The sequence below is a fragment of the Actinomycetospora lemnae genome, assembly GCF_028737315.1.
Lineage (GTDB): Bacteria > Actinomycetota > Actinomycetes > Mycobacteriales > Pseudonocardiaceae > Actinomycetospora > Actinomycetospora lemnae.
In genome coordinates this window covers 42,851-56,212 of the sequence record NZ_JAQZAO010000009.1, presented here as the reverse complement: position 1 = coordinate 56,212, position 13,362 = coordinate 42,851, and the positions used below count along the sequence as shown (strand labels likewise).

The window sequence follows — 13,362 nt, the reverse complement described above, 5'->3', positions numbered from 1 at the left end:
CCGGGCGATGAACGAGCACTTCGTGGTGCGCGGCTCGGGCCCGCTGTCCGGGGCGGTCGACGTCGTCGGCGCCAAGAACAGCGTGCTCAAGCTGATGGCGGCGGCGCTGCTCGCCCAGGGCCGGACGGTCATCACCAACTGCCCCGAGATCCTCGACGTCCCGCTCATGGCGGACGTGCTGCGCAGCCTCGGCTGCGCGGTGTCGGTCGACGGCGACACGGTGACCATCGACGTCCCCGCCGAGCTGACCCCGGAGGCCGACTACCGCTCGGTCTCCCGGCTGCGCGCCTCGGTGTGCGTGCTCGGGCCCCTGGTGGCCCGCTGCCGCCGCGCGGTGGTGCCGCTGCCGGGTGGCGACGCGATCGGCTCGCGCCCGCTCGACATGCACCAGGCGGGCCTGCGCCTGCTGGGCGCGTCGAGCGAGATCTCGCACGGATGCGTAGTCGCGGGCGCCGAGACGCTGCGCGGCGCGCAGATCTGGCTGGACTTCCCGAGCGTCGGGGCCACCGAGAACATCCTCATGGCCGCGGTGTTCGCCGAGGGCACCACGGTGATCGACAACGCCGCGCGCGAGCCGGAGATCGTCGACCTCGTGACGATGCTCCAGCAGATGGGCGCCAAGATCGAGGGCGGCGGGACCTCGACGCTGACCGTGCACGGCGGCGGGCCGCTGACGCCGACGACGCACCGGGTCATCGGCGACCGGATCGTCGGCGCCACCTGGGGCTTCGCGACGGCCATGACCGGCGGCGACGTCACCGTGCGCGGCGTCGACCCCCACCACCTCGACCTCGTGCTCGACCGCCTGGGCCAGGCCGGCGCCGAGGTCACCGCGCTCGACGGCGGGTTCCGGGTGGTCATGGCCGCCCGCCCGCGCTCGGTGGACTGGGTGACGCTGCCCTACCCGGGCTTCGCGACCGACCTGCAGCCGATGGCGATCGCGCTCTCGGCGGTCTCCGAGGGCACCTCGATGATCACCGAGAACGTCTTCGAGGGGCGCTTCCGGTTCGTCGAGGAGATGGTTCGGCTCGGCGCCGACGCGCGGACCGACGGCCACCACGCGGTGGTCCGCGGGGTGCGGCGGCTGTCGTCGGCGCCGGTGTGGGCGTCGGACATCCGCGCGGGCGCCGGGCTCGTCCTCGCGGGGCTGTGCGCCGACGGCGAGACCGAGGTCTGGGACGTCGCCCACATCGACCGCGGCTACCCGCTCTTCGTCGAGAACCTCGCGGCCCTCGGCGGCGACATCCAGCGGATCGCGGCGCCACCCCAGCGCTGACGTATGTGAGCACTTTCCACGGCTATAGCCGTGGAAAGTGCTCACATGGGCGTCAGCGGCCGGTCGTCCGGAAGCGCACGCGGAAGGGGCTGACGACGCCCGGGACGTGGTCGGGGTCGAGGGACGCCGGGTGCTCGAGCGCGTGGTCGTGGTGTTCGAGCAGCGTGGCCAGGAACGTGCTCGTCGTCAGCAGCACGAGGTTCTGACCGGGGCAGACGCCCGGGCCCTCGCTGAACGGGACCAGCGGCCAGTCGGTCGCGGCGTCGCCGGCGGTGCCGTCGTGACCCTCGCCGGTCCACAGCTCCGGGGTGAAGCGGTGGGCGACCGCGAGGCCGTCGTCGTCGCGGTGGAAGAACGGGGCGTAGACCAGCACGGCGGTCCCCGCGGCCAGCCGGCCGGTGGGCCAGGAGACGTCCCGGGTGGTCTCCCGCAGGATCATCGGGGTGGTCGGCCACAGCCGCACCGACTCGAGCACCGCGGCCCGCAGGCGGCGCAGCTCCTGCGGGACGTCCAGGTCGACGCCCTCGATCTCCGCGCGGACCCGACCCGCTTCCTCGGGGGCGGCGGCGAGCAGGGCCAGGGCCCGGATGCTCGCCATGCCGGCCGGGTCGAAGGCGAACAGCCACTGGGGGATCTGGTCGACCGGGTCCACCACGGAGTCCTCGCCCGCGGTCTGCGCGAGGAGCCCGGCGAGGCTCCCGGGCTCGGCGCGCTCGAGGTACTGCCCGAGCCGGCCACGCAGCCGGTCGCGGCGGGTGCGCGAGCGGGGCAGGAAGTACGACCAGTTCGCGCGGTAGCGCAGCGCGTCGAGGTCCTGCTGCAGGCCCTCGTCGTCGCGCGCCGCGTCGCCGAGCACCACCCGGCGGAACGCGCGGCGCCAGCCCGTGGAGTAGGCCGCCCAGTCCAGGCGCCCGGTCCGCGCGGCCTGCTGGGCGACGAGGCGGGCCTCCTCGCGCACGGTGGCCACGACGTCGCCGGCGAGCCGGTGCACCGGCTGGGGCGTGTCGAGCACGCTCTCGTTGACCCGCCGGCGCTCCGCGCGCTCCTCCCCGTGCGAGGCGAGCACGCCGTGCGGCTGGAACTGGCCCAGCGCGCCCTGCTTCTCGCGGTTGGCCAGGGCGAACGGCTCCGGCGACCCCTCGAGCACGCGGTGCACGTCCTGCGGCGCCAGCACGAGCGCGAAGCGCCGCACCGGCAGCGGCAGGCGGACGGGGCCGTCGCCGTAGCGGCGGTGCAGGTCCTGCACGGTCGCGACGGCCCGGGCGTCGAGGTCGAGCCGCTCGGCGAGCCCGACGACGCGCGGGCGCCGGGCGATGGCGCCCTGCGCGATCGTCGGGATCAGGACGCGGGCCGCGAGGCGGGCCGTGTCCGCCGGCCCGAGCCGCGGCACGGGGCCGGTGGGCTCGGGCTCGGTGGGATCGGTCGGCTGGGTGGACTCGGTGGGCTGGGCGCGCGGTGTGGTGCCGGAGGGGGACGACACGGGGAGCCTCCCGGGGGCCGTGGGTGCGGGCGGCTGGGTCGGTCAACCGTCCTGGTGCTACCCGTCGGCCCCGCGGGCTCACGCGTGCCCCGCGCTGCGCAGCAGATCAGGCCGCGCCGTGGGTCAGCCGCCGCCCGGCGTGGCGTCCGGGTCGTCCGAGCGCATCTTCTCCTCGGCCTCGCGCGCCTGGCCGTGCAGGTCCGGGTTGACGTCGCGGCGGGCGCCCTCCTCGGGCTCGTCAGCGGTGGGGCGGGGGGCGTTCTCCCCGGGCTTGGTCATGTCCGACCTCCTCATGGTGTCCTGGTCCCGGTGCTCCGTGGAGCGGGCCCGCCGGGTGCCCGGACGGCGCAGATCGACATGCCGGAGCGCGTGGACGGATGCGCGCACCGTCGACGGCGGGCAAGGACGGCAGGGAAGGCTCTCCCGTGGTCGCTCGCCGCCACCTCGATGGCGCTTCTCTCAGGACTGGCGGAGCACCACGCGGGCGTCGTCGGCGTCGGACGGGAAGGCGAGCAGCCGCCAGCCCTCCTCGCCGTGGCTGACCGTGACCCGCACCTTCTCCCGGGCGAGCTTGGCGACGAGCACGTCGGCGGCCTCGCGCGTCGGCACCACGGCCACGGTCTCGAGCAGTCCGAGGTCGCCGTGCTCGTCGGGCAGCGCCCCCTGGGGCCCGCGGCCGAAGGTGTAGCGCAGGAGACCCGCGAGGACGACCACCATCGCGATGGCGGTGAGGATCTCGCCGATGGACCCGACCATGTGCTCATCGTCCCCCGTCTGCCCCCGGGACGCCCGCTGTTCCTGACCGATCCTGTGGGCCACGGCATCTCCGCGCGCGATTCCGCTCACGAGACCCGTCGGTAACATCAGCGGGTCATCGCCAGGTGACGAAGCGCAGCGGAGGTACCGACGTGCCCTACCCCAGCGACGACGCCCGCGACCGGCCCTGGGTCATGCGGACCTATGCCGGCCACTCGTCGGCGCGCGCGTCGAACGAGCTCTACCGGCGGAACCTGGAGAAGGGCCAGACCGGGCTCTCGGTGGCGTTCGACCTGCCGACGCAGACCGGCTACGACCCCGACCACGAGCTAGCGAAGGGCGAGGTCGGCAAGGTCGGCGTGCCGGTGTCGCACGTCGGGGACATGCGGGCGCTGTTCGACGGGATCCCGCTCAACGAGGCCAACACCTCGATGACGATCAACGCGACGGCGATGTGGATGCTCGCGCTCTACGTCACCGTCGCCGACGAGCACGGTGCCGACCGGGCGTCGCTGGCGGGCACGACGCAGAACGACATCGTCAAGGAGTACCTCTCGCGCGGGACCTACGCGTTCCCGCCCGCGCCGAGCGTCCGGCTGATCACCGACATGATCGCATGGACCTACACGAACGTCCCCAAGTGGAACCCCATCAACATCTGCAGCTACCACCTGCAGGAGGCCGGGGCGACGCCGACGCAGGAGGTCGCCTACACCCTGTCGACGGCGATCGCCGTGCTCGACGCGGTGCGCGACTCGGGTCAGGTGCCGGCCGAGGACTTCGGCACGGTCGTCGGGCGCATCTCGTTCTTCGTCAACGCCGGCCTGCACTTCATCGAGGAGATCGCGAAGCTGCGGGCGTTCTCGCAGCTCTGGGACGAGCTGTGCCGCGAGCGCTACGGCGTCGAGGACCCGAAGATGCGCCGCTTCCGCTACGGCGTGCAGGTCAACTCGCTCGGGCTCACCGAGGCGCAGCCGGAGAACAACGTCCAGCGCATCGTGCTGGAGATGCTCGCGGTGACGCTGTCCCGTGACGCCCGGGCCCGCGCGGTACAGCTGCCGGCGTGGAACGAGGCGCTGGGCCTGCCGCGGCCGTGGGACCAGCAGTGGGCGCTGCGGATGCAGCAGGTGCTGGCCTACGAGACCGACCTGCTCGACCACGACGACATTTTCGCCGGGTCGCACGTCATGGAGGCCAAGACGGCGGCGATCGTCGAGGGCGCGCGGGCGGAGATGGCGAAGGTCGCCGAGATGGGCGGCGCGGTGCCGGCCGTCGACTCGGGCTACATGAAGTCGCAGCTGGTGTCGTCGCTCGCGCAGCGGCGGATGCGCCTCGAGTCCGGCGAGGACGTGGTCGTCGGGGTCAACAAGTTCACCTCCACCGAACCCAGCCCGCTGCAGGCCGAGGGCGCCGAGGCGATCTTCACCGTCGAGAGGTCGGTGGAGGAGGAGGCCGCCCGCGCGGTGCAGGAGTGGCGCGCGGGCCGCGACCAGGAGGCCGCCGACGCCGCGCTCGCCCGCCTGCGCGACGCCGCGTCGACCGACGCGAACCTCATGGACGCCACGCTGGCCTGCGCGAAGGCCGGGGTGACGACGGGGGAGTGGGCGGCCGCGCTGCGTGACGTCTTCGGCTCCTACCGCGCGCCGACCGGGGTGTCCGCCGCCTCCTCGGGCTCGGGCGAGGCGCCCGAGGAGCTCGCGGCGGTGCGGGCGCGCGTGCGGCAGACCGCCGAGGAGATGGGCACGTCGTCGCTGCGCATGCTCGTCGGCAAGCCCGGGCTCGACGGGCACTCGAACGGCGCCGAGCAGATCGCGGTGCGGGCGCGCGACGCCGGCTTCGAGGTCATCTACCAGGGCATCCGCCTCACGCCGGCCGAGATCGTCGCGGCGGCCGTGCAGGAGGGCGTGCACGTCGTGGGCCTGTCGGTGCTGTCGGGCTCGCACCTCGAGGTCGTGCCCGCGGTGCTCGACGGCCTGGCCCGCGCGGGTGCCGACGACATCCCGGTCGTCGTCGGCGGGATCATCCCGCCGAACGACGCCGAGCAGCTCCAGCGCCTCGGCGTGCACCGCGTCGTGACACCGAAGACCTACTCGCTGACCGGGATCATGGGCGAGTTCGTCGACGTCGTCCGCGAGGCGCACGGCCTCTCCTCCGGCTCCGACTCGCCGTCGCCGGCTCCCGTCGCGGGGGCCTGAGCACCGGTTCCTCAGCCGGGCACCCGGTCGAGGAAGCCGTGGACGCGGGCCAGCCGCCCGTCGTCCGCGATCTCCGCGACGTCGAACCCGATGACCACGGGCTCGGCTCCCGCGGGGCCGAGGTGCCAGGTGAAGCGCACGACGTCGTGGTGGGCGTCGAGCACGTCGCCGGGCGAGAACACCAGGCCCGCGAACTGCTCCTGCGCGCCGGCGATCAGCGCGTCGACGCCGTCGTGGCCGCGGACGTCGGCGAGCGGGTCGACGTAGCGCGCGTCGGGGGTGAAGACCGCGGCGACCGCCTCGCGGCGCGCGGCCGGGTCGGTCGCGTTCCAGGCGGCGAGGTAGCGGTCGACGAGGGTGGTGGTGTCGGTGGCGGTCATCGGGGTCCTCCTCGGGTCGTGGTGACGGGAGAACCCTGACCGCGGTGCGGTAGCCGGGTCGATGACCTCGTGGGTCATGGACGATCAGCACGTCCGGCCCGAGGCTGGTGCCCGTGACCCAGGAGACGCAGCACAGCGGAGCTCGACCACGACCCGACGAGATCGTCGCCGCCATGCCCTTCGCCGCCGGCCTCGGCATCCGCCTCGAGGCCGCCGGTCCCGACGAGACCGTCGCCGTGCTCCCCTGGTCGGACGCGCACACCACCGCGGGCGGGCTGCTGCACGGCGGCGCGCTGATGGCGCTCGCCGACACCGCGGGCGCCGTCTGCGCCTTCCTCGGCCTCCCGGCGGGTGCCCGGACCGCCACCACGGAGTCGGGCACGCACCTCTTCCGCGCGGTGTCGGGGTCGGAGGTCCGGGCGACGGCCCGTCCGGTGCACGCCGGGCGCACCCAGGTCGTCGTGCAGACCGACCTCACCGACGACCGCGGCCGCCTCGTCGCGCGGACCACCCAGACGCAGGCCGTGATCCCGGGCTGACGCCGCTCCCGTTGGGCGGAAGCAGGGACCGCGCGCTCGACGCGATCGACGGGCCGCCGTCGAGCAGCCGCTGACCCGCGCCGCCTGGCACGACGTGCCGACCACCTACGTCGTGGGCGACCGGGACGCGGCGATCCCGTCGTTCGCACAGGAGGCGATGGCCGGGCGCGCCGGGACCGTCGTCCACCTCGACGCCGGGCACTCGGCGGCGGTGTCGCAGCCGGCCGAGGTCGCCGCGATCGTGCGCCGGGCGGCGGGCGTCCGAGGCTGCTCCTCAGCCCTCGATCTCCTCCTCGTCCTCACCGCGCGACCCGCGGCGCTTGAGGAACGAGAACCCCGGGATGCCGTCGATGGCCTGGCGCAGGTCCTTGGTGACGTCGAGCAGCTCGTGCAGGTCCGGACCGACGCGGTCGAGGGTCGCGAGGATCGGCATGATGTCCGAGACCATGTGCTCGGTGAACTGCGGCATCTGGTCCACGAGCTTGATCGCCGCGTCGACCTCCTCCGGGCTGAGCTCGTCGATGAACCGGCCGGCGAGCGGCGCGCCCTGCTCGAGCATCGGGCGGTAGAGGTCGAGCAGCTCCTGCGCCGAGCGGCTCGTGGCGCCCGCGCCCTGGACGATGTCGCGGGCCCCCGCGGTGATCTCCCGGGCGTCGCCGACGACGCCCTCGGCGCCGCTGGTGATGCCGCGGGCGGAGTCGACGACCTCGCTCGCCCCGCTCGTGATCGCCCGCGCCGAGGTGACGACCTCGTCGGCGCCCGCGGTGATCGAGCGCGCCGAGCCGACGACCTCGTCCGCGCCCGAGGTGATGCGCCGCGCGGACTCCACGACCTCGCTGGCCCCGCTGGTGATGCCACGCGCCGAGCTGACCACCTCGTCGGCACCCGTGGTGATCTTGCGGGCGGAGCCCACGACCTCCTCGGCGCCGGCGGTGATCGAGCGGGCGGACCCGACGACCTCCTCGGCGCCGGCGGTGATCGAGCGGGCGGACCCGACGACCTCCTCCGCGCCGCTGGTGATGCTGCGCGCCGACCCGACCACCTCGTTCGCCCCCTCGGTGATCCGCCGGGTCTCGCCGAGCACGCCGTCCACGCGCTCCATGACCCCGTCCACGCGCCCGACGATGGTGTCGGCGCGGTCGACGAGGCCGTCGACGCGGTCGGCGAGCGTGCCGAGCACGTCCACCAGCCGCGTCACCTCGTCGAGCAGCGACTCCACCCGCCCGGGCAGGCGGACGCCGACGTCGACGACCTCGCCGACCCAGCCGACCACCTCGCCGGGCGTGGGCACCGACAGCGGACCGAGCCGTACCAACGCCATGCCCCCACTGTGCCCGTCCGCCGGCGATCCACGCCCCGGTTACGGCGACCGGAGGAGCAGCAGCGCGTAGGCGGCGAGCGTCTGCGCGTCGGTGATCTCGCCGGAGCGGGCGCGGTCCTCGAACTCCGCGCGCGTCACCCACGCGAAGCGCATGTCGGCCTCGGTGTCCTCGCGGGCCGGCTCGCCGGCGGTGAGGTCGGTGGCGAGGAAGGCTCGCCCGCGCTGGGACGAGACGCCGGGCGCGACGTCGAGCAGCCCGAGGTAGGTCCAGGTGGCCGCGGTCAGGCCGGTCTCCTCGGCGAGCTCGCGCTCCGCCAGCTCCCGGGCGGGCATCTCCGCGCGGTCAGGGGCGGTGCCCTGGACGAACTCCCAGCGCCGCAGCCCGATCGGGTAGCGGTACTGCTCGACCATCGCCAGCCGGTCCCCGTCGAGGGCCACGACCAGCGCGTAGTCCGGTTTGTCGATCACGCCGTACAGGCCGTCGGAGCCGTCGGGGCGGCGGAAGGTGTCCTCGCGCAGGACCATCCAGGGGTTGGTGTAGATCTCGCGGCTGCTGGTGGTCACGGGGTGCTCCACGGCGCCGCATCCTCCCCTCCTACGCTCGGCGCCGTGCGTCTCGTCATCGCCCGGTGCACGGTCGACTACGACGGCCGCCTGACCGCGCACCTGCCCAGCGCGCTGCGGCTGCTGCTGGTCAAGGCGGACGGGTCGGTCAGCGTCCACGCCGACGACCGGGCCTACAAGCCGCTGAACTGGATGAGCCCGCCGTGCTGGCTCACAGAGGAGCCCCGGGCGAGCGGAGCGACGGGACAGCCCGAGAGCGTGTGGACCGTGCGCAACAAGGCCGACGAGACGCTGACGATCATGCTCGAGGAGATCCAGCACGACTCCAGCCACGAGCTCGGCGTCGACCCCGGGCTGGTCAAGGACGGCGTCGAGGCCCACCTGCAGGAACTGCTCGCCCAGCACGTCACCACCCTGGGGGAGGGCTGGACGCTCGTGCGCCGCGAGTACCCCACGGCGATCGGCCCGGTCGACCTGCTCTGCCGCGACGACCGGGGCGCGTCGGTGGCTGTGGAGATCAAGCGCCGCGGGGAGATCGACGGCGTCGAGCAGCTGACCCGCTACCTCGAGCTGCTCAACCGCGACCCGCTGCTCACGCCGGTGGCCGGGGTGTTCGCCGCGCAGCAGATCAAGCCGCAGGCCCGGACGCTCGCGACCGACCGCGGCATCCGCTGCGTCACGCTCGACTACGACGCCCTGCGCGGCGCCGAGGTCGACGAGTTCCGCCTGTTCTGATGCTCCCGCGTCTGCGGCGCGCCGTCGGTCGCCGGCTGGGACGGGTGCGCCGGCACCTGCCCGCCGAGGTCGACGGCGAGTGCGTCTTCTGCCGGATCGTCGAGGGCCGGGGCGAGGCGAGCGTCGTCGCGACGTCCGACCGGGCGGTGGCGTTCCTCGACCTGCAGCCGCTGACCACCGGCCACGTGCTCGTGGTGCCGCGGGCGCACGCGGCGGGGCTGGCGGACCTCGACGACGCCGACGGCGCCGCCGTCTGGTCGCTGGCGCGGCGGGTGGCGGCGGGACTGCGCACCGCAGGGCTCGCCGACGGCGTGAACCTGATGCTCGCCGACGGGGCGGTGGCCTGGCAGACCGTGTGGCACGTCCACCTGCACGTCATCCCGCGCCGCCGCGGCGACGGCCTGCGCCTGCTCGCGGCCTGGACCCGCCCGGACCGCGCGGGCCTCGACGCCACCGCCGCGCGGGTCCGCGCCGCCCTCGGGTGATCGAAGTACCGATACGGACACTGGGTGTCAGCGACGGCACGTCGCTGACACTCCTCGACAGTCGCGCCTGACCGCTACTCACCCGTAGCCTCCCCCCATGACGAGCACCCGCGACGCGGCGACGGCGCCCGCGGCGAGCCACGACGCCGATCAGCAGGACACCTTCGACTCCCTCGACCCCCGCTCGGGCGAGGTGATCGCCTCCTACCCGCGGCACACGCCCGCGCAGGTCGAGGAGAAGGTCGCCCGCGCCCGGCGGGCCGTGCGGTGGTGGACCGACCTCGGGTTCCGGGGCCGGTCGCACAAGCTCGCGGCGTGGCGCCAGCTCATCGACCGCCGCCGCGACGAGCTGGCCGCCGTGGTCAGCCGCGAGACCGGCAAGCCGATGGACGACGCGCGCATCGAGGGCATCCTCGCCCTCGACCACCTGCACTGGGCCGCCACGCACGCGGAGAAGGTGCTCGGGCCGCGCAACGCCGCCGCCGGCCTGCTCATGATCAACCACAAGGCCACCGTCGAGTACCCGGCGCTGGGTGTCGTCGGCGTGCTCGGGCCGTGGAACTACCCGGTGTTCACGCCGATGGGCTCGATCGCGTACGCGCTCGCGGCCGGCAACACCGTCGTGTTCAAGCCCAGCGAGCTCACCCCCGGCGTGGGGCAGTGGCTCGTGGACAGCTTCGCCGAGGCGGTCGGCGAGGACGCCGTGTTCCAGCTGGTCACCGGTGAGGGCGAGACGGGCGCCGCGCTGTGCCGGGCCGGGGTCGACAAGGTCGCGTTCACGGGCTCGACGGCCACCGCGAAGAAGGTCATGGCGACCTGCGCGGAGACGCTGACGCCGGTGCTCGTCGAGTGCGGCGGCAAGGACGCGCTGCTCGTGGACGCCGACGCCGACCTCGACGACGCCGCGGCGGCCGTGGTGTGGGGCTCCATGTCCAACGCGGGCCAGACCTGCGTCGGCGTCGAGCGCGTGTACGTCGTGGACGCGGTGGCCGAGGACCTGCTCGACCGGGTCGCCTCCCGCGCCGCCCAGGTGCGACCGGGCGGGGCCCCGGACTCCCAGTACGGCCCGATCACCATGCCCTCGCAGCTCGGGGTCATCTCCGGCCAGATCGACGATGCGCTCACGCGGGGCGCCCGCGCGGTCGTGGGTGGCCGCGAGTCGGTGCGGGCCCCGTACGTCGACCCCGTCGTGCTCGCCGACGTGCCCGAGGACTCCTCGGCGGTCACCGACGAGACGTTCGGCCCGACCGTCGTCGTCAACCGCGTCCGCGACATCGACGAGGCGGTCGAGCGGGCCAACGCCTCGCGCTACGGGCTGGGTGCCTCGGTGTACGCGAAGGCGCGCGGGCACGAGATCGCGCGCCGGCTGCGCGTCGGCATGGTCTCGGTCAACGGCGTCATCGCGTTCGCCGGCATCCCGTCGCTGCCCTTCGGCGGCGTCGGCGACTCCGGGTTCGGTCGCATCCACGGCGTCGACGGGCTGCGCGAGTTCACGCGGCCGCTGGCGATCTCCGAGCGCCGCTTCCGCAGCATCAACGTCATGACGTTCGACCGCCCCGGCTGGGTCGTGACGGTCCTCGCCCGGCTCGTCAGCGTGCTGTACGGGCGGCGTGGCTAGGGGCTGACGCTCCGGAGACGCGCGCTCACGGAACTCGATCTACCGGCGCGGTGGCGGCGTCGGGCAGGCTCGGCCCGTGACCGAGATCCACACGCCGGCCCGCACGGGTCTCGGCGACGTCGTCGCGGTCGACGAGCGCACCCGCCTGGTCCTCGGTCAGGAGCTCGACGTCGCGTACGAGCAGCCGGACGTCGGCCACGCCCTCGTGCACCGCGCGGGGGACACGCTCGTCCTCGTCGACACCGGCGCCGGGCACGAGCCGGTCGACCCCCACCGCTTCGTCGACGACCTCACGCGGCGGATCGGCGAGATCGGCGGCGGCGGGTCGAACCCGAACCCGGTCTTCACCGGGATGATGGCGGTCGACCTCCCCGCCGAGATCGGGCTGCGCCCCGCGCACGGCGACGACGCGCGGCCGTGGTCGCGCCCGGCGCCGGAGGACCCGGCGCCGGTCGGCGGATTGCCGCGCGGGATCGCGCTGCTGGCCGCCGTCGCGGCGATGGCCGGGTGGAAGCTGCGGGGGCGCGACCGGTGAGCGCTCCCGGCGGGGACCAGGAGGGCGGGGACCAGGAGGGCGGGGACCCGAAGCGGTGGCTCGTGCTGGTCGCGATGACCGGCTCGCTGTCGATGATCATGCTCGACCAGACCGTGGTGTCGGTCGCCCTGCCGACGATGGGGCGGGAGCTCTCGCTGGACCCCGCCGCCCAACAGTGGGTGGTCAACGCCTACGTGCTCGCCCTCGCGGCGCTGGTCGCGCTGGGCGGCAAGGCCGCCGACCTGCTCGGCCCCCGGCGGGCGTTCCGGTCCGGGGTGGCCGTGTTCTTCCTCGCCTCCGTGGGCTGCGGGCTGGCGCCGGCGGGCCCCGCGGGCGAGGCGGTCATCATCGCCTGCCGCACGTTGCAGGGGGCGGGCGCCGCCCTCATGGTCCCGGTGTCGGGCGCGATCGTCATCGCGGCGTTCGGGCCGAGCGAGCGCGGCCGCGCCATGGCGATCTACGCCGGCATCAGCCAGGTGTTCGTGGCGCTCGGGCCGCTCATCGGCGGGCTGCTCACCGAGTACGTGTCCTGGCGGGCGGTGTTCTTCCTCAACGTGCCGGTCGGCGTCGCGACGCTGGTGCTCGTGGCCATCGCCCCGGTCCCGGGCGAGCGTGTCCCGGGCACCACCGTCCGGCCCCTGGACGTCGTGCTCGTCGTGGTGGGCCTGGCGGTGACCACCTTCGCGATCCAGGGCGCCGGCGCCGTGGGCCTCTCGACGCCGGTGGTCGCCCTGCTCGTCGTCGGCCTCGCGACGACGGGGTGGTTCGTCGTGCGGCAGCTCCGCTCCCCGGACCCGCTCATCCACGTACGGCTGTTCGCCGACCGGGGCTTCACGGGCGCCGCGGTCGTCATGGGCCTCGTGCAGTTCGGGCTGCTCGGGCTCGTGCTCTACAGCTCGATCTACCTGCAGGAACTGCTGGGCTTCGGCCCGATGAGCGCGGGGCTCGCCGTGCTGCCGCTGATCCTGCCGCTGACCCTCGCCGCCCAGGTCGGCGGCCGCTGGTACGACCGGGCCGGTGTGCGCGGCCCCGTGCTCACGGGACTGGTCCTCTGCGCGGTCGGCACGGTCGCATGGCTGCTCGCGCTCCCGGGCCTGGACTACGTCCTGCAGACGCCGGGGATGGCGCTGGTCGGCGTGGGCCTCGGGCTCACGCTGTCCCCGACGACCACCGACGCCCTCGCGCGGGTCGCCGACACCGAGCGCACCCAGGCCTCCGGCGTGGTCCAGACCGTCCGCCAGCTCGGCGGCACGCTGGGCATCGCGGTGATCGGCGCGGTGGTGATCGCCGCCGATGCCGACCTGCCCGGGCGCACGGCCGCCCCGTCCGGGATCGCCGCCGGGTACGGGGTGGCGGCGGGCGCGTTCGTCGTCGCGGCGCTGGTCGGGGCCCTGCTCCTGGCCCGTCGGGCACCCGCACCTACCGGAACGGTCAAGTTACCCGCTGGTACGAACCCGTCCGCCGGACCCGGGTGAGAC

At 74.5% G+C, this 13,362-nt stretch carries 14 protein-coding genes; 8 read left to right on the top strand and 6 right to left on the bottom strand.

Translation table 11 applies throughout. The annotated features are described in order from the left end of the window. Positions 1-7: 7 nt before the first annotated feature. Positions 8-1,276 (top strand): UDP-N-acetylglucosamine 1-carboxyvinyltransferase, encoded by a 1,269-nt coding sequence (murA, locus tag PGB27_RS20245; RefSeq protein WP_274202212.1) that lies wholly within the window; start codon positions 8-10, stop codon positions 1,274-1,276. Between the two features lie 52 nt (positions 1,277-1,328). Here murA and PGB27_RS20240 read toward each other — a convergent pair whose 3' ends face one another. The 3 genes from PGB27_RS20240 to PGB27_RS20230 form a co-directional block, all read right to left on the bottom strand. Then, positions 1,329-2,756, bottom strand: coding sequence for a cytochrome P450 (locus tag PGB27_RS20240; RefSeq protein WP_274202211.1), 1,428 nt, complete (start codon positions 2,754-2,756; stop codon positions 1,329-1,331). A 123-nt stretch (positions 2,757-2,879) separates the two neighbouring features. Next, complete coding sequence (locus tag PGB27_RS20235; protein WP_274202210.1) at positions 2,880-3,035, bottom strand: hypothetical protein; 156 nt, start codon at positions 3,033-3,035, stop codon at positions 2,880-2,882. 180 nt (positions 3,036-3,215) lie between these two features. Next, positions 3,216-3,512 (bottom strand): hypothetical protein, encoded by a 297-nt coding sequence (locus tag PGB27_RS20230; protein WP_274202209.1) that lies wholly within the window; start codon positions 3,510-3,512, stop codon positions 3,216-3,218. Between the two features lie 152 nt (positions 3,513-3,664). Between PGB27_RS20230 and PGB27_RS20225 the strand changes: the two genes are divergently transcribed. Further along, positions 3,665-5,707: a protein meaA gene (locus PGB27_RS20225; RefSeq protein ID WP_274202208.1), complete on the top strand. Its 2,043-nt coding sequence runs from the start codon at positions 3,665-3,667 to the stop codon at positions 5,705-5,707. 11 nt (positions 5,708-5,718) lie between these two features. Here the strand turns inward: PGB27_RS20225 and PGB27_RS20220 are convergent, their stop codons facing one another. After that, positions 5,719-6,087, bottom strand: a complete 369-nt coding sequence (locus PGB27_RS20220) for a nuclear transport factor 2 family protein (RefSeq protein ID WP_274202207.1) — start codon at positions 6,085-6,087, stop codon at positions 5,719-5,721. Positions 6,088-6,200: 113 nt separating this feature from the next. Here PGB27_RS20220 and PGB27_RS20215 point away from each other — a divergent pair, with 113 nt between their 5' ends. Further along, positions 6,201-6,626, top strand: a complete 426-nt coding sequence (locus tag PGB27_RS20215; protein WP_274202206.1) for a PaaI family thioesterase — start codon at positions 6,201-6,203, stop codon at positions 6,624-6,626. A gap of 274 nt (positions 6,627-6,900) precedes the next feature. Here the strand turns inward: PGB27_RS20215 and PGB27_RS20210 are convergent, their stop codons facing one another. Next, on the bottom strand, positions 6,901-7,947 hold the full coding sequence (locus tag PGB27_RS20210) for a methyl-accepting chemotaxis domain-containing protein (RefSeq protein WP_274202205.1): 1,047 nt from the start codon (positions 7,945-7,947) through the stop codon (positions 6,901-6,903). Between the two features lie 39 nt (positions 7,948-7,986). Then, entirely contained in the window at positions 7,987-8,472 is a 486-nt protein-coding gene (locus PGB27_RS20205) for an NUDIX domain-containing protein (protein ID WP_274202410.1), read from the bottom strand. 84 nt (positions 8,473-8,556) lie between these two features. On the opposite strand from PGB27_RS20205, the gene nucS reads away from it, so the two are divergent. The 5 genes from nucS to PGB27_RS20180 all read left to right on the top strand — a co-directional run bounded on the left by nucS (position 8,557) and on the right by PGB27_RS20180 (position 13,359). Beyond that, a complete protein-coding gene (gene nucS / locus PGB27_RS20200) occupies positions 8,557-9,246 on the top strand; it encodes an endonuclease NucS (protein ID WP_274202204.1) in 690 nt (229 codons plus the stop codon). Continuing rightward, positions 9,246-9,731: an HIT family protein gene (locus PGB27_RS20195; RefSeq protein WP_274202203.1), complete on the top strand. Its 486-nt coding sequence runs from the start codon at positions 9,246-9,248 to the stop codon at positions 9,729-9,731. Before nucS ends, PGB27_RS20195 begins: the two co-directional genes overlap by 1 nt. Before the next feature lie 97 nt (positions 9,732-9,828). Beyond that, complete coding sequence (locus tag PGB27_RS20190; protein WP_274202202.1) at positions 9,829-11,349, top strand: aldehyde dehydrogenase family protein; 1,521 nt, start codon at positions 9,829-9,831, stop codon at positions 11,347-11,349. A gap of 76 nt (positions 11,350-11,425) precedes the next feature. After that, positions 11,426-11,884 carry a hypothetical protein gene (locus tag PGB27_RS20185; protein ID WP_274202201.1) on the top strand — a complete coding sequence of 153 codons (459 nt, stop codon included), beginning with the start codon at positions 11,426-11,428 and terminating at the stop codon, positions 11,882-11,884. Continuing rightward, positions 11,881-13,359, top strand: coding sequence for an MFS transporter (locus tag PGB27_RS20180; RefSeq protein WP_274202200.1), 1,479 nt, complete (start codon positions 11,881-11,883; stop codon positions 13,357-13,359). The genes PGB27_RS20185 and PGB27_RS20180 overlap by 4 nt, the downstream gene beginning before the upstream one ends. Positions 13,360-13,362: the final 3 nt, after the last annotated feature.